Origin of the sequence: Pleomorphomonas oryzae DSM 16300 (assembly GCF_000422965.1) — a bacterium.
Classification (GTDB): domain Bacteria; phylum Pseudomonadota; class Alphaproteobacteria; order Rhizobiales; family Pleomorphomonadaceae; genus Pleomorphomonas; species Pleomorphomonas oryzae.
Genome location: NZ_AUHB01000006.1, coordinates 163,477 through 187,874, shown reverse-complemented (window position 1 = coordinate 187,874; position 24,398 = coordinate 163,477). Strand labels below are relative to the sequence as shown.

Sequence of the window (24,398 nt, the reverse complement as noted above, 5' to 3'; positions counted from 1 at the left end):
GTTCAGAGCGTGGCCTTGCGAGCGACGTTCGAGATCTCTCCGCGGGAGATGCCCAGGTCGGCAAGCTCGCGAGTGCTCAGGCGGGAGAGCTCACGATAGGTCTCCTGGTACTTGCGGTAGCTGCGGAGCTTGTTGACAACGGTGTCCAGCATTTCATTCATCCATTCGGGTTGTGAGGCGCTGCGCTCTTCAGTCTCGTCTGCTGCGCTTCGCTCTCGACACCCCGATAATTAGGGGAACGAGCCATGCGGGGCTAGAGGGGGGGCTGCATGTCAGGAATGCAGTTTTCGCGCGGCAGCATTTGATCGTTAAAAAGTTAATTCTGCGGAGGGCGAAATGCGGCTGAAATGCGACTTTAGACGGGGGTCAGGTCGCCAATTTGCCGTTTTTCGAAGCGGATGAGGTCAATTCTGAGGTGATCTACTCAAAAACTACCTAATGCTGCAGTGCAGCAAATACCTGCGCTAAAACCCGGCGAAAGAAATTTTGAATACGGGAGATGGTTATGAATGGTCGTGGTGAGTTTGGAGGCGCTCAAAAATATCTATGTGAATGCACTTAAGTCTTTTGGTTAGGTTTGGGGCTTTGTGCTTGGTTCGGTGAGGCTGGTTGAATCGTTTTCCCGGCAAGTGGGCTTCCATATGGATGATTGTCCGATTATGTCAGCGTTGTCATGGACAAAACTGCTGCGGCTGATGCGGAGCTGTTGTAGCGGTTGATGGGAGCGAGGAGGGGCGCCGGAGCTAGACGGCGCGAGGCAGCGTCTTGCCCGACAGGGGGGCATCGTGGCGCCATGCACTCAGCGATCGATAAGGCGATAGCGCAAAGCCGATGCGCGAGTCGAAAGCCGCATGTCGCGGTGTGTGAGCGGCAACCGAAGAACTGTTGTCGCCAGCCTACTTTTCTATGGACACGCGAACAGTCGATGGCCCGTATTGGCGAACAAGCGCGAACAGGGTCTTGGCGTTGTCTGGGTGCAGACGAACGCAGCCATGCGAGGCCGGTGTGCCCAGGCGCTTCACATAGGGCGTCGCATGAATGGCAAAGCCTTCGTAGAAGAAGATAGAGTGCGGCATCGGCGCGTTATCGTATTTCCGCGAGCGCCACATGACGTGCATGCGATACGGCGTCCAGAAGCCGGTCGGCGTCGCGTAGCCGCGTCTCGCCGTCGATACCTTCCAGACATAGGCGACTTTGCCATGGACCAATATGGTCATGGTCTGCGAAGAAATATCGACGCGCACCATGACCTGGGGGCCGAGAGCCTGTCGTGTCGCCGGACCGGTGCCAAGCGCCTCGGCAATATCGGCGGCCGGTGGCAGTGTCATAGCCAATTCGCCGCTATGCCCACTTGGCAACAGCGACGGGCGCATGGTGGTATTGTCGAAGCTCGGATCGCCGACCGTGGTAGCATGTGCCTGCGAGGCAGTCGCCAAACAGAAGGACAATCCCAACAGGGCGAAGACGCGATACATGACATCCCCCGTAAAGATGCGGACTACTATTGCACGCAAGCGTTAATTGATTATGGTCATCGCGATGTTTGCCGGATTTGGCGCTTTTTAGCTAATTTCTAGGAAATGGGCGGAGGCCGGGCGGTAGCTGGCGCCGCCGCTTTGGCCGATCCTCGGGTCGGTCTTCTTCTGCTACTCAAGGGGCGGAGATGTCCATCTTCCTCGTCGGTCTCGTTCTCTTCATCGGCATGCATTCGATTTACATCCTGGCGCCAACCGTGCGGAGTGCGGCGATCGATCGCATGGGCTACAACCCTTGGCGCGGCGTCTACTCGCTGGTCTCGCTCGCTGGCCTCATCCTCATCATCTACGGCTATGGCCTTGCCAGGCAGGATCCGGTGGTGCTGTTCGAGCCGCCATTCTGGGCGCGCGATTTTGCCTTCACCTTGATGCTGGTGGCCCTGCCGCTCCTCATTGCGTCTTTCTTTCCTGTGCCGACGCGGATTGGCCGCTTCGTTCGCCATCCCATGTTGATGTCGGTGACGCTTTGGTCGGTTGCCCATGCGCTGGCGATCGGGACGCTGGCGGGCGTGCTGCTCAGCGCCGTCTTCTTCGTGTGGACACTTGTTGCGCGTTTCTCCTTGATCGCACGACCGATGACCGCCGCTTCGACGGCGTCGCCCGAGCCGAGGAATGACTGGATTGCCGTGGCGGTCGGGCTGGCAATTTGGGCGGCTTTCCTGTTCGTTCTGCACGACTGGTTGATTGGCATGCCGCTGCTGTGACGGACTGGAACCTGTCGTGTATGAAGAAGTGGCGTCGTGGCAAAAAAGGCTGTAAACGGCGTCAATGAAATGCGCGGACTTACGTCGGCGCAAGCCGGGCCATGGGCTGCGATCTCTGGGATTGCGGACCGATAGTTGGATAGAAGATGTCTGATATTTTCGACGAAGTCGGAGAAGACCTGCGCCGTGATAGGCTGACGGGCCTATGGAAGCGCTATGGCTGGGTGCTCTATGTGGCGGCCGGTGTCATTGTTGCCGTCACCGCGGCCTGGCGCGGTTACGACTACTGGGCGACCAGCCGCGCCAATGCGGCGGGTGATGCTTATTCGCAGGTGCTCGCCTCGGCCAAGGCCGGCGATCATAAAGAGCTTGCCGAGTCGCTCGCGCTCTATGCCGGCAGCGCGCCGGCGCAATATCAGGTCCTTGCCCGTTTCCGTGCCGCGTCCGAGCATGCGGCGATGGGCGAGACCGACAATGCGCTGGCCGCTTTCGAAGATCTTTCCAAGGCATCCGGCGTCGATCAGGCCTTCCGCGATCTTGCCGCCATCCGTGCCGCGCTGATTGCCGTCGACCGGGAAAACGTCGAGCAAATCAAGGCGCGAGTCTCCGGCTATAACAACGACATTTCGCCTTGGCGGCACGCCGCGCGCGAGATCATCGCGCTGGCTTCCGTGCGTGCCGAGGACTGGAAGGGCGTCAGTGAAGAGGCCCGCAAGCTGACGGACGACCCGGCAACGCCGGCGGACGTGCGGGCTCGTGCCCGGATTCTGCGCGACCTCGCGATTTCCGAGGCCGGTGACGTTAATGGAGCAGCCGGATGACAGTTCTCCTGCGCCTTTCCTCGGCCGTCCTCGCACTGGCCGTCGCCGCGACGATTGGTGGCTGCGGCTCGGATTCGGCGATGGATTCCATCTCTTCGCTCAATCCGTTCAAGAAAAACCATACGGTCGCCGAGGGGAACCGCACCTCGATTCTGGCCGTCTCGGACCCGACGCGAGGGATCACCAACGGGCGAGCAACCATTGGTGCAGCCACCGCGCTTGCCGCATGGTCGCAGCCCGGCGGCACGGCGACCAATGATCCCGGCAATGTCGCCGGTGCCCTGCAGGGCGTGCATTATTGGTCGATGAAGGGTGGGCAGTCCGGCTTTGGCAATGGCATGATGGGCCTTTCCACCAGCAAGGGGCGGGGTATTTCGGCGCGCCCGGTGGCGGCCGATGGTATCGTTTATGTCTACGATGCCGCTGGCGTTGTTTCGGGCTTCAAAGTGGCCAACAGTGGTGCAACCTGGCACGTCAACGCCTATCCGGCCAGTGCGGGCGACGCGGTGGGCGGCGGTGGACTGGCCGTGTCGGGCGGCCGGGTCTACGCGGCAACCGGTTACGGCGAGCTGCTCGCCATCGATGCCGCCTCTAGTTCGATTGTCTGGCGCGTCAAACTCGATGCGCCGGCTCGCTCGGCGCCTGCCGTCGGTGGCGGCAAGGTGGTGGTCACGGCCCAATCGGGCGTCGTCCAGGCCTTTGACGCCGCGACCGGTGCAGCCGGTTGGCGTGCCTCGACCGAGGTATCGGGCGCGGCATTGGTCGGCGCTGGCAGCGCGGCGATCTCGGCCGATACCGTCGTGGTTGCCGGTTCGACGGGCCAGATTCAGGCGTTCGATCTTGCCACTGGCGCGGCGAAATGGCAGGCCTCGATTACCGGCAGTAGCTCAATCTCGGCGATCACCGGCCTGCGTGATGCTTCGGCGAGCCCGGTGATCCATGGTGACGCGGTCTACGCCACCGGTATCGGCGGTTCGCTGGTTGCCATCGATCTCAAAACCGGCGATGTCCGCTGGCAGCAGCCAATCGGCAGTGCCGAGACGCCCATTGTCTCGGGCGGCAGCCTGTTCCTGATCGATCTTGAGAATCGGATGATCGCATTCGACCTCAAGACCGGTAAGGTGATCTGGGCGCAGACGTTGCCGGCCAAGCCGTCGTCGAACCGCAAGGGTTCGTGGGCTGGGCCTGTCATGGCGGCGGGCAAGCTCTGGGCGACCTCCAACGACGGTCGTATCGCCTCGGTGGATGCGGTCACGGGTGCGCTCGGCACTACGACTGAAATTGGTTTTAGCGGCGCTATTGCGCCCATCCTGAGCTCTGGCAAGATGATGATACTCGCCGGAGACGGTACGCTCATCGCCGTGAACTGAACGCGGCGCTTTATGAACACGGACGAGCGGCGGCGGATCGGCTGATCCGGCGCCGCAATGTCTATTGAAGAAAGTCTCGAATATGTCCGCGCAACCGACCGTTGCTCTCGTCGGCCGCCCGAATGTCGGCAAGTCTACGCTGTTCAACCGTCTCGTCGGTAAGAAGCTGGCGCTGGTTGACGATACGCCCGGCGTGACGCGCGACCGCCGTGCCGGCAATGGTCGGCTTGGCGACCTTACCTTCCAGGTGATCGATACCGCCGGTCTCGAAGACGCTGATCCGGACTCGCTCGAAGGCCGCATGCGCGCCCAGACGGAAACGGCGATCCGCGAAGCCGACGCCATTCTGTTCATTTACGACGCCCGGGCAGGGATCACGCCGCTCGACAAGCATTTCTCCGACATGATCCGTCGCATGGACCGGGAAGTGATCCTGGTCGCGAACAAGGCCGAGGGGCGCGGCATCGAGGCGGGCCTGATGGAGGCTTATGAACTGGGCCTTGGAGAGGCGATCGCCATCTCGGCCGAGCACGGCCAGGGCATGGCCGATCTCTACGATGCCGTGCGCGATGCACTTGAGGGGCGCCTCGGCTTTGCCGAACCCGACGGCGAGGAAGCGGTGGTCAACCTCGATGTCGACGAGGAAGGCAATTTTGTTGAGCCGCAGATACAGCGGCCACTGCGCATCACCGTTACCGGTCGGCCCAACGCCGGCAAGTCGACGCTGATCAACCGGATGATCGGCGAAGATCGACTGCTCACCGGGCCAGAGGCGGGCATTACCCGCGATTCCATCTCGGTCGACTGGGTTTGGAAGGACCGCGAGGTAAAGCTGTTCGACACCGCCGGTCTTCGTCGCAAGGCACGGGTGCAGGAGAAGCTGGAAAAGCTGTCGGTTGCCGATGCGCTACGGGCCATCAAGTTCGCCGAAGTGGTCGTCGTCCTGCTTGATGCCACCATTCCCTTCGAGAAGCAGGATCTGCACATCGTCGACCTGATCGTTCGCGAGGGCAGGGCGTTGGTGATCGGCCTCAACAAGTGGGATCTTGTCGAGGATCGGGCCAATAAGCTCCGAGAGTTGCGGGAGGAATGCGAGCGGCTGTTGCCGCAGGTGCGCGGCGTCGAACTGGTGACGCTGTCCGGCATTAACGGCCAGGGTATCGACAAGCTGATGCAGGCCGTCGTGCGGGCCTATGACGTCTGGAACACCCGCATCTCCACTGGCCGGCTCAACCGCTGGCTGACCAGCCTCATCGAGCATCATCCGCCGCCGGCCGTCGCCGGTCGCCGCCTGAAGATCCGCTACATCACCCAGGCCAAGACGCGTCCGCCGATGTTCATCATCTTCGGATCGCGCCCTGAGGCGATGCCGGAGAGCTACATGCGCTATCTCTCGAACGGCCTTCGGGAAACCTTCGAAATGCCGGGCACGCCGATCCGCGTGCAAATGCGTTCCGGCGGCGATAACCCTTACGACAAAAAGGGGTAGGCGCGGATGGTCACTTCTCGGTGACCCGGGGCGAAGTCAATGAATGTTTGTCGATACCGAGTGAGTGTCGGGCTTCTTCCGGGTGGCCCCACGGCATTCATCGGTGTCGGCCTAGTCTCGGGAGTTCTTTGCTAACCCAAGGATTCCCTTCATGCTCCTCGAAAAGCTTCATTGGCGCTACGCCACCAAAAAGTTCGATCCGGCCCGCGTGGTGCCGCAGGACAAGGTCGACCAGATCGTCGAGGCGGCTCGCCTTGCCCCGACGTCGAGCGGTTTGCAGCCCTACGAGCTGTTCGTCATCACGAACCCCGACGTGAAAGCGAAGATCCTGCCGATCGCCAGCGGTCAGGCGCAAGTGGTCGACGCCTCGCATCTTCTGGTCTTCGCCGCGTGGGATACCTACACCGCCGACCGTATCAACGAAGCCTTCGACTTTGTCGTGGCGGAACGAAGCCTCGAGGGTGAGCGGCTCATCAACTGGAACGCCTACCGGCAGCGTCTGTTATCCGCCTATGTGCCACGCGATGCTCGTACCAACTTCGAACACGCCGCCCGCCAGGCCTATATCGGCTTTGGTCTCGCCATCGCCGAGGCAGCGATGCTGGAAGTGGATGCAACGCCAATGGAAGGCTTCGATGCCGAGGCGCTCGACGAGCTGCTCGGTCTCCGGACCCGTGGCCTCAGGTCGGTCACCATCCTGCCGCTCGGCTATCGCGAGGCGAACAAGGATTGGCTGGTGAACCTCAAGAAGGTGCGTCGTCCCAGAGAGAAGTTTGTGACCGAGATTCGCTGACGAGGCCGGAAATGGACGCGCCCGCCCATCCCGCGCGGAAGGGCGGGCGCTTCGTTTTTAGGTGAAGTTTTGGAAAGCTTTCCAGACTGTCGGGTGGTGCCAACAAAAAGCCCGAATAATCTGTTGATGTGAAAAGGTAAATTTGTCCGAGACGATGCCTGTTGACGGGGGCGGCGCTCCATGGCTTCTACCGCCAGAATCGGCTAGAACGAAGCATATCTGGAAGACCCGTTCGCATAGGATCATGCGTTCTCCGATCGGACGATGAGACCTAAAGACAATCCCTGCCGCTGTCAGGTCATTCGGCCGAGCGGAGGAGTAGTTCAGGAAGTTTAAGCCCTTGGCTGAAGAGACGAAGACACCAGACGGCGCCGAGCCGACCGACATCAAGCCGGTGTCGCTCATCGAGGAAATGAAGCGCAGCTATCTCGATTACGCCATGAGCGTGATCGTGTCCCGCGCACTGCCGGACGTGCGCGACGGCTTGAAGCCGGTGCATCGCCGCATCCTCTATTCGATGAGCGAAAACGGCTACGATTGGAACAAGCCGTATCGCAAGTCAGCGCGCGTGGTCGGCGACGTCATCGGTAAATACCACCCGCATGGCGACAGCTCGATCTACGACGCGCTGGTTCGCATGGCGCAGCCGTTCTCGATGCGACTGCCGCTGGTCGACGGGCAGGGCAACTTCGGCTCTGTCGATGGCGATAGTGCCGCAGCCATGCGTTACACCGAGGTGCGCCTCGAAAGGGTGGCGCAGGCGCTGACCGACGACCTCGACAAGGATACCGTCGACTTCAATCCCAACTACGACGGGTCCGAGCGGGAACCGTCGGTGTTGCCGGCCCGCTTCCCGAACCTTCTGGTCAACGGTTCCGGCGGCATTGCCGTGGGTATGGCGACCAATATTCCTTCGCACAATCTCGGCGAGGTGGTGGATGCCACCATCCGCCTGATGGACAACCCGGACATCGACATCGAAGAGTTGATGGAGGTCATTCCCGGTCCGGACTTCCCGACCGGCGCCATGATCCTCGGTCGCTCCGGCATTCGTTCGGCCTTCATGACGGGCCGTGGCTCGGTCATCATGCGCAGCCGCGTCGCCATCGAGCAGATCCGCAAGGATCGTGAAGCACTGATCGTCACCGAAATTCCCTATCAGGTGAACAAGTCGGTGATGGTCGAGAAGATCGCCGAACTGGTGCGTGAGAAGCGCGTCGAGGGCATTGCCGATCTTCGCGATGAAAGCTCGCGTGACGGCATCCGCGTGGTCATCGAGCTAAAGCGCGACGCCGTTGCCGACGTGGTGCTCAACCAGCTCTACCGCTTCTCGCAGCTGCAGACGTCGTTCGGCGTCAACATGGTGGCGCTGAACGGTGGCCGCCCGCAGCTGATGAACCTCAAGGACGTGCTGAGCGCTTTCGTCGCCTTCCGCGAGGTGGTGGTGACAAGGCGTACCCGCTTCCTGCTCGGCAAGGCTCGCGACCGGGCGCATGTGTTGGTCGGTCTTGCCATCGCCGTCGCCAACATCGACGAGGTGATTGCGGTCATTCGCAACGCACCCGATCCGAGCGTCGCCCGCGAACAGCTGATGACCCGCCGCTGGCCAGCTGCCGATGTCGAAGCATTGATCCGCCTCATCGACGACCCGCGTCACGAGGTGAATGAGGACGGCACCTACAACCTATCGGAAGAGCAGGCGCGCGCCATTCTCGACCTGCGTCTGCAGCGTCTCACCGCGCTCGGCCGGGACGAGATTTCCGAAGAGCTGAACCAGCTCGCCGACGAGATCAAGGGCTATCTCGAGATCCTCGCCTCACGCGAGCGGGTGATGGAAATCATCCGCAACGAGCTGATCGAAATCAAGACGGCCTACGCCACGCCGCGTCGTACCGAGATCGTCGAGTCCGACGGCGACATGGAAGATGAAGACCTCATCGCCCGCGAGGAGATGGTGGTCACGGTATCGCACGAGGGCTACATCAAGCGCGTGCCACTGTCGCAATATCGGGCGCAGAACCGTGGCGGCAAGGGACGTTCCGGCATGGCGACGAAGGAAGAAGACTTCGTCACCCGCTTGTTCATTGCCTCGACGCATGCGCCGGTGCTGTTCTTCTCATCGCGCGGCATTGCCTACAAGTTGAAGGTCTGGCGTCTGCCGCTCGGCACACCGCAGTCACGCGGCAAGTTCATCAAGAACATCCTGCCACTGCAGGACGGCGAGCGTATCACCTCCATCCTGGCTCTGCCGGAGGATGAGCGGAGCTGGGCTGACCTCGACGTGGTGTTTGCCACCCGTCTCGGCACCGTTCGCCGCAATAAGCTGAGCGACTTCACGCAGGTCAATCGCAATGGCAAGATCGCCATGAAGTTCGACGACGAGGCGGATGGCATCGTCGGCGTTGAGACCTGTACCGAGGATGACGACTTCCTGCTGGTGTCGGCGCTCGGCCAGTGCATCCGATTCTCCGTCGGCGATGTGCGCGTCTTCAAGGGGCGCGACTCCACCGGCGTGCGCGGCATATCGCTCGCCGAGGGCGACGAACTGATCTCCATGACCATCCTTCGCCACTTCGATGCCAGCCCGGCCGAGCGCACCGCCTTCCAGAAGCAGTGGGCCGCCGAGCAGAGGTTGGCGGGCGAGGAGGAGACGGAACTGGAAGAGGTGTCGGCCGACGATGCAGAGGAAGAGAGCAACGGCATCGATTCGCTTTCTTCCGACCGCTACGCCGAGATGATGCTGGCTCAGCAGTTCCTGCTGACCGTCAACGAGCAGGGCTATGGCAAGCGCTCGTCGTCCTACGAGTTCCGCATCTCCGGCCGTGGTGGCAAGGGTATCAAGGCGACCGATCAGAGCAAGCTCGATGAGATCGGCAAGCTGATCGCTGCCTTCCCGGTAGAGCCGACCGATCAGATCATGCTGGTGTCCGACGGCGGCCAGCTGATCCGCGTACCGGTCAGCCAGATCCGCATCGTCTCACGCGCCTCGAAGGGCGTTCGCATCTTCAACACGGCCGAAGGCGAGAAGGTGGTGTCGGTCGAGCACATCTCCGACATCGGCGAAGAGGCGACTGGCGCCGAAGAGAACAGTGCTGAGGAGAACGGTGCCGAGGAGTAATTCTGGCGCCATTTCGGCTGTACCTAAAAGATTGGGCGCAAGATGGTGGCCAACCATCTTGCGCCCTTGCCGCATTTTGCTGGAGGCATCAGGGAACGGTCCCGTTGCCTGATCTTCCCTTTAGGGGCTCGTCACTCGACGATGGTAAGTCCGGCCGCCACAGTGGTCACCGTGACGCCGCCGCTGGCTCGCGCCTCCCTGGCACATACCTTGAGGCCGTCGACCGTTTCGATGGCGCAGTGGCCGATATCGGAGATCTGGTCGCCTCGGCTGACTTCCGGGTAGATGGGCTCCGTCGCGCCGATAGATAGGACGGCGGCAGAAAGCCCAGCTATGACGAGGGCCATCTTCCTTAAGCGCAGTACTCGATGCTTCGTCATGTCAGTCCGCCTTCCTGTGCGAGACTTGCTGTGAGGACTGAGTTTCGGGCGTGATCGTTACGCAGCAGTTAATGTGATCCTGACGATTGGACGCATCGGGGTTAATGCTTAATGATTGGTAAACGCAACCAAATGCCTAGGGGCTGGGAGCGGCGCGCCGCGACCACCTGTTCCGACGTGGCGTAGTTGTTAACGGCCGGCGAAACGGTTATTCAGGTGGCCATGACGACAGCCCTTTACGCCGGTTCGTTCGATCCGGTCACCTACGGTCATCTCGATATTATCGAGCGCGCTTCCCGCCTGTTCGACAGGCTGGTGGTTGCCATCGGCGTCCACCACGAGAAGAAAAGCGAATTCGACGCTGCCGAACGCGAGGCCATGTTGCGCGATCTGGTAGCTCCGATCGCCGCCCGCACCAAGGGCGAAATCGAGGTGGTCACCTTCACCTGCCTTGTCATCGACATCGCACGCCGGCATGACGCGCGCGTCATCGTGCGCGGTATCCGCAACAGCTCCGATCTCGATGTCGAGGTGGGCATGGCCGGTATGAACGCGGCCATGGCGCCGGAGATCGACACCGTCTACTTCGGCGCCTCTTCCGGTGTCCGCCATGTGGCATCGAGCCTCGTCAAACAAATCGCCCGATTGGGTGGAGACGTTGCTGCCTTTGTTCCGCCGCAGGTCGCAGAGAAACTCCGCGCCCGCTATCAGGCCAGCTGAACGGCCAACACGACACAACAGGGAGATCGATGTGATCCGCAGGACTTTTCTCGCGGCGCTCGCCGTGTCCAGCCTCTTGCTGGCGACAGGCGCTAATGCCGCTTCGCCCGATAACACGCTGATTCTCGAGACCAGCAAGGGCAAGGTCACCATCGAACTCAGGCCTGACCTCGCGCCAAAGCACGTCGCGCAGATCAAGACACTGGTCGGCAAGCATTTCTACGATGGCATCATCTTCCACCGGGTGATCGAAGGGTTCATGGCCCAGACGGGTGATCCCACCGGTACCGGCATGGGCGGTTCCGATCTGCCAGACATTCCGGCGGAGTTTTCCAAGACGCATTTCGGACGCGGCACCGTCGGCATGGCGCGCGCTCAAGATCCCGATAGCGCCAACTCGCAGTTCTTCATCATGTTCGCCGATGGCAGCTTCCTCGATGGCCAGTACACCGTTTGGGGGCAGGTGACCGAAGGCATGGACGTGGTCGACAAGATCAACCGCGGCGAGCCGCCGGCCAGCCCGGACAAGATTGTCAAGGCGCGCCTTGCTTCCAATCCGAACTGACCAATCGAACTTCCCGGCCGACCGTGTTAAGAGCACGGCCTGCACCTAGACCCGAAAGGAGGCCCGCGTGGCCGATATCAAGGATCCCGAGAACACCCTCGTCATGGAAACCACCAAGGGCACCGTCGTCATCGAGATGCGGCCCGACCTGGCGCCCAATCACGTCGCCCACATCAAGAAGCTGGTGCGCGAGAAGTTCTACGACGGCATCGTCTTCCACCGGGTGATTGATGGCTTCATGGCCCAGACCGGCTGCCCGCAGGGTACCGGCACCGGCGGCTCGCAGTATCCGGATCTCAAGCAGGAATTCAACGCTGAGCCGCACGTGCGCGGTACGGTGTCCATGGCCCGCGCCATGAACCCCAACTCGGCCAACTCGCAGTTCTTCATCTGCTTCGATGACGCCCGCTTCCTGGACAAGCAGTACACGGTGTGGGGCAAGGTCATCGAGGGCATGGAAAACGTCGACAAGATCAAGCGCGGCGAGCCGGTGCGCGATCCCGACAAGATTGTTTCGGTGATTGTGGCTGCCGACGCGGCCTGATCCATCGAGCGGTATTGAAAAAGCCCGCGCGGCCAGGCCGACGCGGGCTTTTTCATGCGCGATTGACGCCGTCAGACGAACAGATCGACCAGCCAGTAGGAACAGGCAGCGATGGCGGCGCCGGCCGGCATGGTGATGATCCAGGCGATGACGATATTGCCGGCTATCCCCCAGCGCACCGCCGAGACTCGCCGCGCCGCGCCGACGCCGACGATGGCGCCGGTGATCGTGTGCGTGGTGGATACGGGGATGCCGAAGTGTGTGGCGATGAAGAGGGTGATCGCGCCGCCGGTTTCGGCACAGAAGCCCTGCATCGGGTTGAGACGGGTAATCTTGGAACCCATAGTGTGGACGATGCGCCAGCCGCCCAGCAGCGTGCCGAATGCCATGGCGGTCTGGCAGGCGATCACCACCCAGAAGGGCACGTAGAACTCGCTGCCGAGATAGCCTTGCGAATAGAGCAGCACGGCGATGATGCCCATGGTTTTCTGCGCATCGTTGCCGCCATGACCGAGCGAATAGAGCGAGGCGGAAACGAACTGCAAATGCCGGAACGTCTTATCCACGGCAAAGGGCGTCCGCTTCACGAAGGTCCAGGACACCGCCAGCACCAGCATCAGCGCCAGGAAGAAGCCGAGGGCCGGCGACAGGAAAATGGCGCTCGCCGTCTTGATCAAGCCCGACCAGACGACGGAACTGAAACCGGTCTTGGCGAGACCCGCTCCCACGAGGCCGCCAACGAGGGCATGTGAGGATGACGAGGGAATGCCGGCCAGCCAGGTGACGACATTCCACACGATAGCGCCCATCAGGGCAGCAAACACCACGTGCGGCGTCACGATGGACGGATCGATGATGCCCTTGCCGAGCGTCGTCGCTACGTTGAGACCGAAAAACAGGAAGGCGATGAAGTTGAAGAAGGCCGCCCAGAACACCGCATACTGCGGCCTGAGCACGCGCGTCGATACGATGGTCGCAATCGAGTTGGCGGCGTCGTGCAGGCCGTTCAGGAAGTCGAACAGCAGCGCGATGCCGACCAGGCTGATGAGCAACGGAAGGGCGAGCGGCTCCATCAGACGTTCTCGATCACGATGCCGCTGATTTCCTTGGCGACGTCCTCAAAGCGGTCGAGCACTTTTTCAAGTTCGCCGTAGATCTTGCTGCCGATGATGTAGCTCATCGCGTTGCCGGTTCCATGCCGGCGGTAGAGATCCTTCAGGCCATTATCATGCAAGAAGTCCGAATGGCCTTCAACGCGCGTCACTTCTTCGGAGAGCGCCGTCAAACGAGGGGCGTTGGCGCCGACATTCTTGAGCAGCGGGATCGCCTCGGCCACCAGCTTGGCGGCCTGGACAATGTCGAGCCCCATGTCGCGCATGCCGGGATCGAAGACGCGCTGTTCAAACAGCAGGATGGTCTTCACCACGCGATGCATGGTGTCGATCGTATCGTCCATCGACTGGATGAGATCCTTGATGTCGTTACGGTCGAAGGGCGTGATGAAGCTCCGCCGGACGGCCAGCAAGACTTCCCGGGTGATACCGTCGGCCTTGTCTTCCAGTGCGACAATCTCGGCGATGCGGGTGTCGCGATCATCACCCGACAAAAGGGCGTTCAGAGAGTGGGCTGCCGTGACGACGGTCTCGGAATGCTGGGCGAACAGATCGAAGAATTGCTCTTCGTGCGGGAGGAGCTTGCGGAACCACTCGAGCATGGTCGGTCCTTGTTTCTTGGACTTTTCGGCTCGCGGTTTATCCGATGAGCTCTGTCGACGCTAGTCGCAGTTTCCGAGAGGGCGAGGTTTTTAGGCGGTTTTCCTTCAAGTTCTGCATGTCGGGTTGGGCTGATCTGCATTTTGGGCTCAATCGGGCGAACAAGTTGCCAAAACCCTCGAAAGACTACGTAGAAGCCATCGGTCCAACTGGCCTTTCAATGATCGCAGGATCGAGTAGACCTTGCTGGTCGACTTCAGGCTTCATTGGCGGCGGCAAGACATCCGAAAGCGATACGGGCGACGGCCGTTGCCTTTCGCGGTCGGTCGTGCCTATGCAGGGGCATGCAAGTTTCACTCTTCGATTTCGATCTGCCACCCGAGCGGATTGCTCTTCGCCCCGCTGTTCCGCGCGATGCCTCGCGTCTGTTGGTGGTAAGGCCGGGCGAACCCCTTGAAGACAGGCAGGCGCGCGATCTCGCCGATCTCCTGTCGCCGGGCGATGCGCTGGTATTCAACGACACCAAGGTGATCCCCGCTCAGCTCGAAGGGCGGCGCGACCGCCAGGGTGCCGAGCCGGTCCGCTTCTCGGCTACGCTGCATATGCGCGAGGCGCCAGATCGTTGGCGGGCCTTTGTCAAAGGCGCCCGCAAGCTGCGCGCCGGCGATCATGTGGTATTTTCCGGCGCTGATCCTGTCGCTGTACCGCTTGGCGCCGTAGTTGCGGCGAAAGGCGAAGACGGCGAAATCACGTTGGCTTTCGATCGCGCTGGCCCAGATCTCGATGTGGCGTTGATGGCCGTTGGCCATATTCCGCTGCCGCCGTACATCGCCGCTCGGCGGGCCGAGGATGAGCATGATCGGGCTGACTATCAGACCGTCTATGCGCGTGAGAGCGGCGCCGTTGCCGCACCAACCGCCGGACTCCACTTCACGCCGGAGCTCTTCGATCGTCTCGAGGCACGCGGTATCAGCAGACACTTCGTGACGCTGCATGTCGGCGCTGGCACTTTCCTACCGATGAAGGTGGACAACACCGAAGACCATAGGATGCACTCCGAGATCGGCCACGTTTCGACGGAGACCGCCGAGGCGCTCAACGCCATCCGGGCGCGTGGGGGCAGGGTGGTCGCGGTCGGCACGACATCGCTGCGCCTTCTGGAAAGTGCCGCCAGTGAGGACGGGCGCATTCGGCCATTTGCTGGCGCGACCGACATCTTCATTACGCCCGGCTATCGCTTCCGCGCCGTCGATCTGCTGATGACCAACTTCCACCTGCCGAAGTCGACGCTGTTCATGCTGGTGTCGGCCTTCTCTGGCCTCGATACCATGCGCGCCGCCTACGCTCATGCGATCGCCAGCGGTTACCGTTTCTACTCCTATGGCGACACATCACTGCTTCATCCATCGCAAGAGAGCCGATTGGCGAAATAAGCCAGGGCTGCCACTTAAGCCGACGAGAACGAAAAAGGGGCGCCGAAAGCGCCCCCTCACCAAGTGCATGTGACTGATAGATAAATTAGTAGCGGCGCATCAACGCCACGAGCCGGCCCTGGATCCGCACGCGGTCGGGGCCGAAGATACGCGTCTCATAGGCCGGGTTGGCAGCCTCGAGAGCAACCGAGGCGCCCTTGCGCCGGAGGCGCTTCAGCGTCGCTTCCTCATCGTCCACCAGCGCTACGATGATATCGCCTGAATCGGCGGTGTCGGACTTCTTGATGACGACGGTGTCGCCGTCGAGAATGCCGGCCTCGATCATCGAGTCTCCGCGCACCTCAAGGGCATAATGCTCGCCGCCCGCTACGAGGTCGATCGGCACATGCAGGATGTGCGACTGGTTCTGGATGGCGGCAATCGGCACGCCAGCAGCGATGCGTCCCATGACCGGCACCGGGACTGTGTCACGACTGTCGAGGGAAGGCGCAGCGGCAGCGGCTGGTGCCTTGCGTCCGCCATCGCCTTCGATCACCGCGGGTGCAAAGCCCTTGCGGGCTCGGCCAATACCGGGCTGCATGGTTTCCGGCAGTTTGATCACTTCGAGAGCCCGTGCCCGGTTGGGCAGGCGGCGAATGAAACCCCGCTCTTCGAGAGCGGTGATGAGACGATGAATGCCGGACTTGGACTTGAGATCCAGCGCGTCCTTCATCTCGTCAAAGGACGGCGGCACACCCGATTCCTTGAGACGCTCATGAATGAACATCAGGAGTTCGAGCTGTTTGCGCGTGAGCATTGTTTGGTCCCCGCTGGTCGGCCGGCGCGCCGGTTGCGCCATTGCGCGATTCGGTACAAATCACGAACAGAGTTAACATGTTCCGTGTGTGTTCCGCAATGGGGGATTGCCGGATGCGGTTTTGGAGCATGTATTGAATGGCGCCAATAGATCTACCCGGCAGTAACCGCGCTGGACGACCAAGCCCTGGCCGAATAGTCTGGTCTCGAAAGCCTTCGATATGTCGAGCGGTCCGGACTGCCGAGAACCGGCGATTGCAGGTCCGCTCCGTGCACCTTGCGGGAAAGAGGTGACCAACTGCGCATTCTTCTGGTGGAAGACGACCATATCCTGGGGCCGTCACTCAAACGGGCGCTTGAGAAGCATGCCTATGGCGTCGATTGGTTCAGCGACGGAGAGTCCGGCCTATCGGCATGCGAGGATAATGACTACGCGGTGGCCGTCCTGGATGTGAACCTTCCGAAGATGAGCGGCTTCGACATCGTGCGTGCGCTCCGCAGCAAGGCCAATCATACGCCGGTCCTGTTCCTGACGGCGCTCGACAGCGTCAGACACCGCGTCGAAGGACTTGACGGTGGCGGGGACGATTACCTGGTCAAGCCGTTCGATCTCGAGGAACTCCTGGCGCGCATTCGCGCTCTGACGCGACGGCGTGAGGGACGCGCGGCGACACTATTGGTCTCCGGCGAAGTTGAACTTGATCCGGCGGCACTGGTTGCCCGCCGCGCCGGAGAGCCGCTGCATTTGCCGGCCAAGGAGTTTCATCTCCTGCGGCTCCTGATGGAGCGCGCGGGCCGTTATGTCACCAAGACCGATATCGAATACGCGCTCTACGACGCGGAATCGACGACCGAAAGCAACACGATCGAGGTTGCCGTCTACAACCTCAGACGCAAGCTCGGCTCGACCTTTATCAAGTCGATCCGTGGCGTGGGCTATATGGTCGAACGGTGATGTCATGACGCTCAGCCAGCGCCTGCTCTGGCGCATCCTCCCAACATTGATGGCTACCATCCTCATCGTCGGCGCGCTCGCCTATCGCAGTGCCACGCGGGAGATCGAGAACATCTACGACGCTGAGCTGATCAACGACGCCAACACTCTCTGGATCTTGCTGAAAGGCCATCTGCAACGCAATGACTTCACGGCGCCGGTGGAGGTTCCGGACATCGATTTTTCCATGGGCAACCAGTTGGCGCTCAATGAGGACGCGGACGATTACGCTGACGCGCACGCTTTCCGGTCCTGGAAAGGACACGCGCTGGCAATGGTCAGCAGCAATGCCTTCCCTGCCAGCGTGCCGCAGTTCAGAAGCGGATTTGCCGACTACACTTCCGCAAACGAAAAGTGGCGGGTTTATTCGCTGGCGGTTGCCAAGACGGACCTTGTTATCGAAGTGGCTGAGAAAGTAGCGCTGCGGCGAGGTCTGGTCGGCAAGATCCTTCTCGACATCGCTTTGCCGTTGTTGGTTCTGGTACCGGCGATCGCCTTCCTTACTTGGCTCGTGATCTACAATGGTCTCAGTCATATTCGCGCGTTGGTAAGGCAGATTCGGTCGCGAACCCCTGACGACCTGTCGATGCTGGCCACAAATGATTTGCCGAGCGATCTGATGCCGCTCGTTCGCTCTCTCAATCAATTCATGCAGAAGCTGGATACATCGCTGACGCTGGAGCGCCGGTTCGCTGATCTCGCCGCCCATCAGCTACGGACGCCTCAGGCCGGCATCAAGCTCTTGTTGCAGATGCTGGACAAGGCGACCGACGAGGATGAGCGGCGGCAACTGATGGCGGATCTGGTGGCTAGCAACGAGCGTGCAATGCACCTGATTGCCCAGCTCCTGCATCTGGCCCGGGTCAGTCATCAGCCGCTGCGTCTGGAGACGATCAATCTCTACGAGGTCGCTGCCGCGTCGCTGGCTGACGTCGGAGTTATTCTCGGCGACCGTGGCTTCGATGCGGAGCTTATCGGCAATCAGGTCGCCTATGTGAAAGCCGACCGGCTTCTTTTGCGCCTGCTGATCGACAACCTCGTCGACAATGCCGTCAAGTATTCTCCTGATCGGGGAAAGATCCGCATGGAGATCGCGCCGGTCGATGCCGCCTGGCGGCTGACGATCGAAGATCACGGCCCGGGCATTCCTGAAGATCAACGGGAAACAGTGTTCCTCAAATTCCACCAGGCATCGGCCACAGACCAAGGTGGTGCCGGACTTGGGTTGGCCATCGTTGCCGAAATCGCCAAGCGTCTCGGCATTCAGATTAGCCTCTCCACGCCGGCTTGGGGACATGGTCTCCAAGTGGAACTGACCATGCCGGCGGTTGCCGCATAGCGGCGGCGGCGTTCAGTTTGGCTTCATCTTCCCCTCAGGCAGGCCTCATCGAGGGGGCGTAGACGGGGTCCCAGATAAGTCTGGGACCACGATATGCTAGCCTACTGTGACTTTGACGGCACCATTGCGACCGACGACGTTACCGATCTGGTTCTCGATCGCTTTGCCCTGCCGGAGTGGCGGGATATCGAGGCGCGCTGGGAAGCGGGCCTGATCAATTCAGCAGAATGCATGCAGGCGCAGATCCGCCTGATCCACGCCGGACAAGGCGAAATCGACGAGCTTCTTGAGCAGGTTGAAATCGATCCGGGCTTTGCCGATTTCAAAAGGTTCTGCGACCGCAACGACATCGAAATCGTGATCGTCAGTGATGGTGTCGATCACTTTATCCGCCGCGTGCTCGCCTGCAGTGGCATTTCCGGCATCAGGATCGTCGCCAACCGTCTCATCGTGACGAAGGCTGGGTTCGATCTCGGTTTCCCGCATGCTCGTTCGGACTGTCGCTCTGCTGCCGGCGTATGCAAATGCGCGGCTCTCAAAGGGAACGGTTCGCACATCTACATCGGGGATGGGCGCTCGGATTTCTGTGCGGCCCGCAGCGCAGCCATGGTGTTCGCCAAGGATAAGCTCGCCGCGTACTGTCGGCGGGAAGCAATTCCGCATGTCGTTTATGGCGACTTCTTCGATGTGCTCGACGTAACCGTCTCCATGACCGGTTCGTCGCATCCATCGTTCCACCCGTCTTGTCTTTCCCAACAGCTTTGATTGGAAAAACCGTGCTGAACTCACTCCAGACGAACGAATCCGAAGCCGCTCCAAACGAAGACGACCTGCGAGCCCTCGAAAACCTTTATTGCTCCTATGGCGACACGGTCCACTACACCGAATATCCGAAATTCTTCGAATCCTGCGAAGGATCTTTCCTGTTCGACCGGGATGAGGTGCCTTATCTCGATTTGCAGATGTGGTACTCAGCGGTCAATTTCGGTTACCGGAACGAGCGTCTCAATGCCGCCGCCCATCGGCAGCTCGACAGGTTGCCGCAGGTCGCCTCGCAATATCTTCATCGGGAAAAGGTCGAGCTGGCCGCTCTCATCGCCCAGGATGCGGAGCGCAAGTTCGGTCATAAGGGACGCGTTCACTTCAACGTCGGTGGTTCGCAGGCGATCGAAGATTCACTGAAGCTCGTGCGCAACCACTGCCGCGGCAAGAGCCTGATGTTCGCCTTCGAGGGCGGCTACCACGGGCGTACGCTGGGCGCTTCGGCGATCACCTCAAGCTATCGCTATCGCCGCCGCTACGGCCACTTCGGCGACAGGGCGCAGTTCATCGAGTTCCCCTATCATTTCCGCGGCCCTCGCGGCATGTCCAAGGAAGAATACGGTCACCTCTGCGTCCAGAAGTTCGCTCGCCTGTTCGAAAGCGAATACAATGGCGTCTGGGATCCCAAGACCAACCAGTCCGAGTATGCAGCCTTCTATGTCGAACCGATCCAGGGCACGGGCGGTTACGTGATCCCGCCGCTGAACTTCTTCAGCGAACTCAAGAAGGTGCTCGACGATCACGGCATCCTCATGGTGGTCGACGAAATCCAGATGGGCGTCTACCGCACCGGCAAGCTGTGGTCGATCGAGCATTTCGGGGTTTCGCCCGACGTTCTGGTGTTCGGCAAGGCGATTACCAACGGCCTCAATCCGCTATCGGGCATCTGGGCGCGCGAGGAGATGATCAACCCGACTGTGTTCCCGCCTGGATCGACGCATTCCACCTTCGCCTCCAATCCGATGGGGACGGCGGTGGCGCTCGAGACCTTCCGCATGATCGGTGAGGAAGATTTCGGTGCCGCCGTTACCGCTCGCGGTAAGCGCTTCCTGGATGGTCTCGAAGTGCTGAAGAGCCGCCACGCGATCGTCGGCGATGTCGACGGGTTAGGTCTGGCGTTGCGTATGGAGATCTGTGGACCGGATGGCTTTACGCCTGACAAGGCGACGCTCGACTGGATGGTCGACGAGGGCATGAAGGGCGACATGATGGTCGACGGTCGGAGTTATGGCCTCGTCCTCGATGTGGGTGGCTACCATAAAAACGTCATTACGCTGGCTCCGAACCTCTTGATATCGGACAGCGAAATCGACCTGTCGCTCGACTTACTCGACCAGCTGCTGGATCGCGCCGAGCGGAGGTGAGCCGATGCAGCTCTACCTTCTTCACCTCGATGAAGCGCTGGAGGCGCAGTCTGAGTTCGTCCGAACCTGCCTGATGGCCGGCTGCAGGGAGATTGATGTGCGCGATCCGGGGCGGAAGTTCCGCCTCTGGGCACGGCAGGCGGTGGTGGATGATCTCCACCGCTCCCTTCGCGTCGGCCTCGGAAAGGCAAATGGCGAGCCGAGGCTTTGTTTCCTCGGCTCGGGAGACTTTCACCACGTTTCCAGTCTGCTGATCGATTTGGCACTCGATGAGGCACCCGAGCCAGTCACCGTCATCCATATCGATAATCACCCCGACTGGGTGCATTTTTCGGGCGGCTTGCACTGCGGATCGTGGATAAACCGTGTCGCCGATCATCCCTCGGTCGATCGGGTGATCACCGTCGGGGTCTGCAGCGACGACCTGGCATCACCAGAGCGAAAGGGCGCCAACCTTGGGCTTTTGGCGAGCGGGCGTCTGGAACTCTATCCCTTTCACCACTCGCCGAGCCGGGTGAAAATGCGGCTCGGAGGCGGCACCAGCTTCGAACAAAGGTCGGGTTACCTGCATTGGCGAACCATCGGTGATCTCGGCTTCGAGCGGTTTCTTGAACTCTTGATGGAACGCATCGAGACCGAGGCAGTCTACGTCAGCCTCGACAAGGATGTTCTGTGCTCTTGCGATGCCGTCACCAATTGGGACCAAGGGCAAATGAAGCTTGCCGAGGTTCTTCGTCTCTTGAACGAGATTGGCAACTCCCACCGCATCATCGGTGCTGATGTCACTGGCGATTACTCGCGGCCTCGCTACGGCGGTGGTGCCTGGACCCGGCTGATGAAGCTTGGCGAGGGGCTCATCGATCAGCCGCGCAATGCGCAGCCCGACGCGGAAATCATCAACATCAACAGCGCCGCCAATTACGCGCTTCTCGATGTCTTCGGAGCGATGATGCCATGATTGGCGGACTGACGACTGCGCAAATCGGTGTCATCGGCTTCTGCATTCTGACCGAGACTGGCCGCGAGGTCTGTTTCAAGCTCGCCGCCCGGAAATACGCATTTGGTTTCAAGGTATTTCTCAACCCAATCACAGCGTTGGGCGTCATCTTCTGGTTCGTTGAACTTGTCGCCTGGTGCTGGGTGCTCGGTCAGGCACCCCTCTCGATCGCTTTTCCTTTGATGTCAGTAAGTTACGCGGCCATCGCGCTGGCAGGTGCGGCTCTCTTTGGGGAGCGCATCAACCGTCGCCACGCACTTGGCGTCGCCATGGTGATCCTTGGTGTCGCCACCGTCGGTTCGGCGGGTATTTAGAAAATCCGGATGTGAGCCATGAAGACAAAAGCTGGAGATTCCCTTTCCTATTTCATGCCGGGCAGCAGCGGCAACGGCGTTGTTCTCGTGCATGGGCTCACGGGCGCCCCGTCGGAAATGCGGCTCGTCGCCCGCCAACTCCAGCGTCGCGGCTACAGCGTCTATGCGCCGCTTCTGGCCGGGCACGGCAAGGATGCGGCAACGCTGCGTCGAACGAACTGGCGCGACTGGCTCGATAGTCTTGGTGAGGCCATCGCCGATTTTGTGCCGGAAGTCGACGGGCTCTACGCCGCCGGTATATGTGTTGGCGGCCAGTTGGCTCTGATGGCCTCTGGCGAACAGCCCAATTCCGTTCGCGCCGTTGGCCTCTACTCGCCGTGTTTCAATTACGACGGCTGGGCCATTCCCAGGCTCAACGCCTTTATTTCTCGTCAGGCGTCCTGGGTCTCCAGGGTACCATTTGTTGGATTGCTCGAGTTTGGCGAGCCTCCCTCGCTCGGGATCAAGGACGAACGTGCTAGGCGGCTGGTCGCCGGAGCCGCTGGGGAAGGGATTCTTGAGCGTTTCCCGGCCAGTAGTCTCGCGGAAATGCACCGTCTCGGCCAGGAGATGCGGCGACGCCTCCCGTTCATTCGCACGCCGACGCTGATCGTCCATTCGCGTGAGGATGATCTCGCCAGCACCGATCATGCGCGGTACATCCATGCGCATCTCGGTGGTCCGAGTGAGCTGCATCTTATCGACGACAGCTATCACATGATCCACGTCGACCGTCAGTATCGCGACGTTGCCGACCAAACTGCCAACTTCTTCGAGACCTGCCATGCCGCCTGATGCGCTATTGCGCCCTGTTACCTGGGCGGAAGAAGCCGAGTTCGACGTCTGCTCTGATCTTGGCAGCATCGATCGGCAACAGTGGAACGCCTGCTTTCCGGGCGAGGTTGAGGGGTATGACTATCTGCTCGCCGTCGAACGCGCAGGTATTCCCGGCTTTGAGTTTCGCTACGTTATTGGGCGGGCAGGGGGGAAGATCGTTGCCGCCATGCCGGCCTTCCTGACCCGTTACGGGCTTGAGACGACGCTGGACAGCCGTCACCTTCGTGACGTGGTGATGCGCTTGCGTGGTGTATGGTCCAACTTCCTCATGCTTCCACTTGCCTGCCTCGGCTCGCCCTGTACCGAGATCGGATATCCCGGCTTTGATCCCGATATCCCGGCTGTGTGCCGGGCCGATCTGTTTCAGGGGCTGGTCGAGACGTTCGAATCCCATGCTCGCACTGCTGGCTGTGTGCTCCTGGCGCTCAAGGATATTCCGAAGCCGCTTCCCGACAGGCTGATGGATGTCATTGCCGGGCGAGGCTACGCGGAACTGGCTGGCCTGCCGACCGCTGTGCTCGACATCGATTTCCCCGATCTCGACGGCTATTTTGCTCGTCTGTCCGCGGCAACGCGCAAGGATTTGCGCCGGAAGCTCAAGGCGCGGCAGAACGTTCGGATCGAACGCCGATCCGATCTCGGTCCCTATCGAGATCGAGCGATGGAACTCTATCGCCAGACACGCGAGCGTAGCGACTGGCAGTTCGAGGATCTTACGCTCGCCTACTTTGAAGGAATGCTGGCGAGAATGCCGGGGCAATCGTTCGTGACGATGTATTTCGTCGGCGACGAGCTGCTGGCTACCAATTTTCTGATCCGGAACGAGCGGACACTGATCGACAAGTTCTTCTGCATGGATGCCGAGAAAGGGCGGTTGTTCAACCTCTATTATCTGAGCTGGATCGATAACGTCGAATACTGCCTCAAGGAGGGACTGTCGCGCTATCAGAGCGGTCAAGCCTACTATGAGAACAAGGTCCGTCTCGGCAGTCGGCTCGGCGCCAACAGCATGTTCTTCAGACATACCAATGCGTTGACCCAGCGAGCGTTACGTTTTGCGGCGCCTTATCTCGCCATTGCCACGCCCGGCGAAGAGCGCTCGGAGGCAGGCTGAATGCGCAGATGGCTTTGGATGACCTGGCTCGCCATTCCCGCTTTGAACACACTGCAGCAGTTGTTCCTCAAGCTTGGCGCATCTGATGCCGGATCATCCGTTGCGGGTTCCGATTGGCTGGGCAATCTTCTTGTTTCGCCCTGGTTTGCTGCCGCGGTCGCCGCAGAGATCGTCTGCTTCGTCATATGGATGACAGTTCTGGCGGAACTGGATCTTAGCCTGGCGTTCCCGCTTTCGGCGGCGAGCTATGTCTTCATCATGTTGATGGCGTGGCTCGCCTTTGGCGAGCGCCTGGACAGACGAGAGCTTGTCGGCAGCCTCTTCATTCTCGCTGGGATATGGTGCCTGGTGACCGCAAAGTCGGCCAGCAAAGACTAGTCTCGTCTTGCCCGCCGCCGAGCTCAGGCGAGGACCTTTTTGACAGCTTCGAGGACTTCGGTCGCGTAGAGCTTGCATATGCCGCGCTTGCCGACCGGCTCAATCTTCAGTGCCTCGATGGCTTTCTTCACCTTGGTGTCGGATACGCCGATTTCCTTGGCGATGACGCCAACGGTGACGGTTGTCTGCTCGGTCAAGATGGGTTCTCCAGCTGCAAATGC

26 protein-coding genes are annotated in these 24,398 nt (G+C 60.7%); 19 read left to right on the top strand and 7 right to left on the bottom strand.

Features of this window, described 5'->3' with window-relative positions; all coding sequences use genetic code 11:
- Window positions 1-2: 2 nt before the first annotated feature.
- Window positions 3-152, bottom strand: a complete 150-nt coding sequence (locus G522_RS29555) for a DUF1127 domain-containing protein (protein ID WP_084633142.1) — start codon at window positions 150-152, stop codon at window positions 3-5.
- Window positions 153-896: 744 nt separating this feature from the next.
- Entirely contained in the window at window positions 897-1,475 is a 579-nt protein-coding gene (locus tag G522_RS0112045) for a L,D-transpeptidase (protein ID WP_245586646.1), read from the bottom strand.
- Between the two features lie 188 nt (window positions 1,476-1,663).
- Here G522_RS0112045 and G522_RS0112040 point away from each other — a divergent pair, with 188 nt between their 5' ends.
- The 6 genes from G522_RS0112040 (at window position 1,664) to gyrA (ending at window position 9,830) form a co-directional block, all read left to right on the top strand.
- Entirely contained in the window at window positions 1,664-2,239 is a 576-nt protein-coding gene (locus G522_RS0112040) for an NnrU family protein (RefSeq protein ID WP_026791270.1), read from the top strand.
- Between the two features lie 146 nt (window positions 2,240-2,385).
- Window positions 2,386-3,060, top strand: a complete 675-nt coding sequence (locus G522_RS0112035) for a tetratricopeptide repeat protein (RefSeq protein WP_026791269.1) — start codon at window positions 2,386-2,388, stop codon at window positions 3,058-3,060.
- A complete protein-coding gene (locus G522_RS0112030; RefSeq protein ID WP_051228566.1) occupies window positions 3,057-4,430 on the top strand; it encodes an outer membrane protein assembly factor BamB family protein in 1,374 nt (457 codons plus the stop codon). The genes G522_RS0112035 and G522_RS0112030 overlap by 4 nt, the downstream gene beginning before the upstream one ends.
- A gap of 82 nt (window positions 4,431-4,512) precedes the next feature.
- On the top strand, window positions 4,513-5,919 hold the full coding sequence (gene der / locus G522_RS0112025) for a ribosome biogenesis GTPase Der (RefSeq protein ID WP_026791267.1): 1,407 nt from the start codon (window positions 4,513-4,515) through the stop codon (window positions 5,917-5,919).
- 151 nt (window positions 5,920-6,070) lie between these two features.
- On the top strand, window positions 6,071-6,712 hold the full coding sequence (locus tag G522_RS26560) for an NAD(P)H-dependent oxidoreductase (RefSeq protein WP_036839038.1): 642 nt from the start codon (window positions 6,071-6,073) through the stop codon (window positions 6,710-6,712).
- A gap of 412 nt (window positions 6,713-7,124) precedes the next feature.
- On the top strand, window positions 7,125-9,830 hold the full coding sequence (gene gyrA, locus G522_RS0112010; RefSeq protein ID WP_245586650.1) for a DNA gyrase subunit A: 2,706 nt from the start codon (window positions 7,125-7,127) through the stop codon (window positions 9,828-9,830).
- Window positions 9,831-9,961: 131 nt separating this feature from the next.
- Here the strand turns inward: gyrA and G522_RS0112005 are convergent, their stop codons facing one another.
- Window positions 9,962-10,210 carry a hypothetical protein gene (locus G522_RS0112005; RefSeq protein WP_026791264.1) on the bottom strand — a complete coding sequence of 83 codons (249 nt, stop codon included), beginning with the start codon at window positions 10,208-10,210 and terminating at the stop codon, window positions 9,962-9,964.
- Window positions 10,211-10,432: 222 nt separating this feature from the next.
- Between G522_RS0112005 and coaD the strand changes: the two genes are divergently transcribed.
- From coaD to G522_RS0111990, 3 genes are all read left to right on the top strand, one after another.
- Complete coding sequence (coaD, locus tag G522_RS0112000; protein ID WP_026791263.1) at window positions 10,433-10,930, top strand: pantetheine-phosphate adenylyltransferase; 498 nt, start codon at window positions 10,433-10,435, stop codon at window positions 10,928-10,930.
- A gap of 25 nt (window positions 10,931-10,955) precedes the next feature.
- Complete coding sequence (locus G522_RS0111995) at window positions 10,956-11,495, top strand: peptidylprolyl isomerase (protein ID WP_026791262.1); 540 nt, start codon at window positions 10,956-10,958, stop codon at window positions 11,493-11,495.
- 76 nt (window positions 11,496-11,571) lie between these two features.
- Window positions 11,572-12,039 carry a peptidylprolyl isomerase gene (locus tag G522_RS0111990; RefSeq protein ID WP_026791261.1) on the top strand — a complete coding sequence of 156 codons (468 nt, stop codon included), beginning with the start codon at window positions 11,572-11,574 and terminating at the stop codon, window positions 12,037-12,039.
- A gap of 71 nt (window positions 12,040-12,110) precedes the next feature.
- Here the strand turns inward: G522_RS0111990 and G522_RS0111985 are convergent, their stop codons facing one another.
- On the bottom strand, window positions 12,111-13,112 hold the full coding sequence (locus G522_RS0111985; protein ID WP_036839035.1) for an inorganic phosphate transporter: 1,002 nt from the start codon (window positions 13,110-13,112) through the stop codon (window positions 12,111-12,113).
- Window positions 13,112-13,753: a DUF47 domain-containing protein gene (locus tag G522_RS0111980; protein WP_026791259.1), complete on the bottom strand. Its 642-nt coding sequence runs from the start codon at window positions 13,751-13,753 to the stop codon at window positions 13,112-13,114. The genes G522_RS0111985 and G522_RS0111980 overlap by 1 nt, the downstream gene beginning before the upstream one ends.
- A gap of 342 nt (window positions 13,754-14,095) precedes the next feature.
- On the opposite strand from G522_RS0111980, the gene queA reads away from it, so the two are divergent.
- Entirely contained in the window at window positions 14,096-15,184 is a 1,089-nt protein-coding gene (queA, locus tag G522_RS0111975; protein WP_026791258.1) for a tRNA preQ1(34) S-adenosylmethionine ribosyltransferase-isomerase QueA, read from the top strand.
- Between the two features lie 85 nt (window positions 15,185-15,269).
- Here the strand turns inward: queA and lexA are convergent, their stop codons facing one another.
- Window positions 15,270-15,980: a transcriptional repressor LexA gene (lexA, locus tag G522_RS0111970; RefSeq protein ID WP_026791257.1), complete on the bottom strand. Its 711-nt coding sequence runs from the start codon at window positions 15,978-15,980 to the stop codon at window positions 15,270-15,272.
- Window positions 15,981-16,277: 297 nt separating this feature from the next.
- On the opposite strand from lexA, the gene G522_RS0111965 reads away from it, so the two are divergent.
- The 9 genes from G522_RS0111965 (at window position 16,278) to G522_RS0111925 (ending at window position 24,177) form a co-directional block, all read left to right on the top strand.
- Window positions 16,278-16,934 (top strand): response regulator transcription factor, encoded by a 657-nt coding sequence (locus G522_RS0111965; protein WP_026791256.1) that lies wholly within the window; start codon window positions 16,278-16,280, stop codon window positions 16,932-16,934.
- A gap of 4 nt (window positions 16,935-16,938) precedes the next feature.
- Entirely contained in the window at window positions 16,939-18,312 is a 1,374-nt protein-coding gene (locus G522_RS0111960) for a sensor histidine kinase (RefSeq protein WP_026791255.1), read from the top strand.
- A 93-nt stretch (window positions 18,313-18,405) separates the two neighbouring features.
- Complete coding sequence (locus G522_RS26555; protein ID WP_051228565.1) at window positions 18,406-19,077, top strand: MtnX-like HAD-IB family phosphatase; 672 nt, start codon at window positions 18,406-18,408, stop codon at window positions 19,075-19,077.
- An 11-nt stretch (window positions 19,078-19,088) separates the two neighbouring features.
- Complete coding sequence (locus tag G522_RS0111950; RefSeq protein ID WP_026791254.1) at window positions 19,089-20,498, top strand: aspartate aminotransferase family protein; 1,410 nt, start codon at window positions 19,089-19,091, stop codon at window positions 20,496-20,498.
- 4 nt (window positions 20,499-20,502) lie between these two features.
- The gene (locus G522_RS0111945; protein WP_026791253.1) at window positions 20,503-21,456 is read left to right on the top strand and encodes an arginase family protein; all 954 of its coding nucleotides are present in this window, start codon (window positions 20,503-20,505) and stop codon (window positions 21,454-21,456) included.
- Complete coding sequence (locus G522_RS0111940) at window positions 21,453-21,809, top strand: DMT family transporter (protein WP_026791252.1); 357 nt, start codon at window positions 21,453-21,455, stop codon at window positions 21,807-21,809. The genes G522_RS0111945 and G522_RS0111940 overlap by 4 nt, the downstream gene beginning before the upstream one ends.
- An 18-nt stretch (window positions 21,810-21,827) precedes the next feature.
- A complete protein-coding gene (locus G522_RS0111935) occupies window positions 21,828-22,643 on the top strand; it encodes an alpha/beta hydrolase (protein WP_051228564.1) in 816 nt (271 codons plus the stop codon).
- Window positions 22,633-23,799 (top strand): peptidogalycan biosysnthesis protein, encoded by a 1,167-nt coding sequence (locus G522_RS0111930; protein WP_051228563.1) that lies wholly within the window; start codon window positions 22,633-22,635, stop codon window positions 23,797-23,799. Before G522_RS0111935 ends, G522_RS0111930 begins: the two co-directional genes overlap by 11 nt.
- An 18-nt stretch (window positions 23,800-23,817) precedes the next feature.
- On the top strand, window positions 23,818-24,177 hold the full coding sequence (locus G522_RS0111925; protein ID WP_051228587.1) for an EamA family transporter: 360 nt from the start codon (window positions 23,818-23,820) through the stop codon (window positions 24,175-24,177).
- 23 nt (window positions 24,178-24,200) lie between these two features.
- Here G522_RS0111925 and G522_RS30035 read toward each other — a convergent pair whose 3' ends face one another.
- Window positions 24,201-24,374, bottom strand: a complete 174-nt coding sequence (locus G522_RS30035; RefSeq protein WP_156886921.1) for a hypothetical protein — start codon at window positions 24,372-24,374, stop codon at window positions 24,201-24,203.
- Window positions 24,375-24,398: the final 24 nt, after the last annotated feature.

Bases quoted from the DNA above. Each gene is read 5' to 3' on its own strand.
- G522_RS29555 (WP_084633142.1), bottom strand. From the start codon at position 152: ATGCTGGACACCGTTGTCAACAAGCTCCGCAGCTACCGCAAGTACCAG.
- G522_RS0112045 (WP_245586646.1), bottom strand. From the start codon at position 1,475: ATGTATCGCGTCTTCGCCCTGTTGGGATTGTCCTTCTGTTTGGCGACT.
- G522_RS0112040 (WP_026791270.1), top strand. From the start codon at position 1,664: ATGTCCATCTTCCTCGTCGGTCTCGTTCTCTTCATCGGCATGCATTCG.
- G522_RS0112035 (WP_026791269.1), top strand. From the start codon at position 2,386: ATGTCTGATATTTTCGACGAAGTCGGAGAAGACCTGCGCCGTGATAGG.
- G522_RS0112030 (WP_051228566.1), top strand. From the start codon at position 3,057: ATGACAGTTCTCCTGCGCCTTTCCTCGGCCGTCCTCGCACTGGCCGTC.
- der (WP_026791267.1), top strand. From the start codon at position 4,513: ATGTCCGCGCAACCGACCGTTGCTCTCGTCGGCCGCCCGAATGTCGGC.
- G522_RS26560 (WP_036839038.1), top strand. From the start codon at position 6,071: ATGCTCCTCGAAAAGCTTCATTGGCGCTACGCCACCAAAAAGTTCGAT.
- gyrA (WP_245586650.1), top strand. From the start codon at position 7,125: ATGAAGCGCAGCTATCTCGATTACGCCATGAGCGTGATCGTGTCCCGC.
- G522_RS0112005 (WP_026791264.1), bottom strand. From the start codon at position 10,210: ATGACGAAGCATCGAGTACTGCGCTTAAGGAAGATGGCCCTCGTCATA.
- coaD (WP_026791263.1), top strand. From the start codon at position 10,433: ATGACGACAGCCCTTTACGCCGGTTCGTTCGATCCGGTCACCTACGGT.
- G522_RS0111985 (WP_036839035.1), bottom strand. From the start codon at position 13,112: ATGGAGCCGCTCGCCCTTCCGTTGCTCATCAGCCTGGTCGGCATCGCG.
- G522_RS0111980 (WP_026791259.1), bottom strand. From the start codon at position 13,753: ATGCTCGAGTGGTTCCGCAAGCTCCTCCCGCACGAAGAGCAATTCTTC.
- queA (WP_026791258.1), top strand. From the start codon at position 14,096: ATGCAAGTTTCACTCTTCGATTTCGATCTGCCACCCGAGCGGATTGCT.
- lexA (WP_026791257.1), bottom strand. From the start codon at position 15,980: ATGCTCACGCGCAAACAGCTCGAACTCCTGATGTTCATTCATGAGCGT.
- G522_RS0111960 (WP_026791255.1), top strand. From the start codon at position 16,939: ATGACGCTCAGCCAGCGCCTGCTCTGGCGCATCCTCCCAACATTGATG.
- G522_RS26555 (WP_051228565.1), top strand. From the start codon at position 18,406: ATGCTAGCCTACTGTGACTTTGACGGCACCATTGCGACCGACGACGTT.
- G522_RS0111945 (WP_026791253.1), top strand. From the start codon at position 20,503: ATGCAGCTCTACCTTCTTCACCTCGATGAAGCGCTGGAGGCGCAGTCT.
- G522_RS0111940 (WP_026791252.1), top strand. From the start codon at position 21,453: ATGATTGGCGGACTGACGACTGCGCAAATCGGTGTCATCGGCTTCTGC.
- G522_RS0111935 (WP_051228564.1), top strand. From the start codon at position 21,828: ATGAAGACAAAAGCTGGAGATTCCCTTTCCTATTTCATGCCGGGCAGC.
- G522_RS0111930 (WP_051228563.1), top strand. From the start codon at position 22,633: ATGCCGCCTGATGCGCTATTGCGCCCTGTTACCTGGGCGGAAGAAGCC.
- G522_RS0111925 (WP_051228587.1), top strand. From the start codon at position 23,818: ATGACCTGGCTCGCCATTCCCGCTTTGAACACACTGCAGCAGTTGTTC.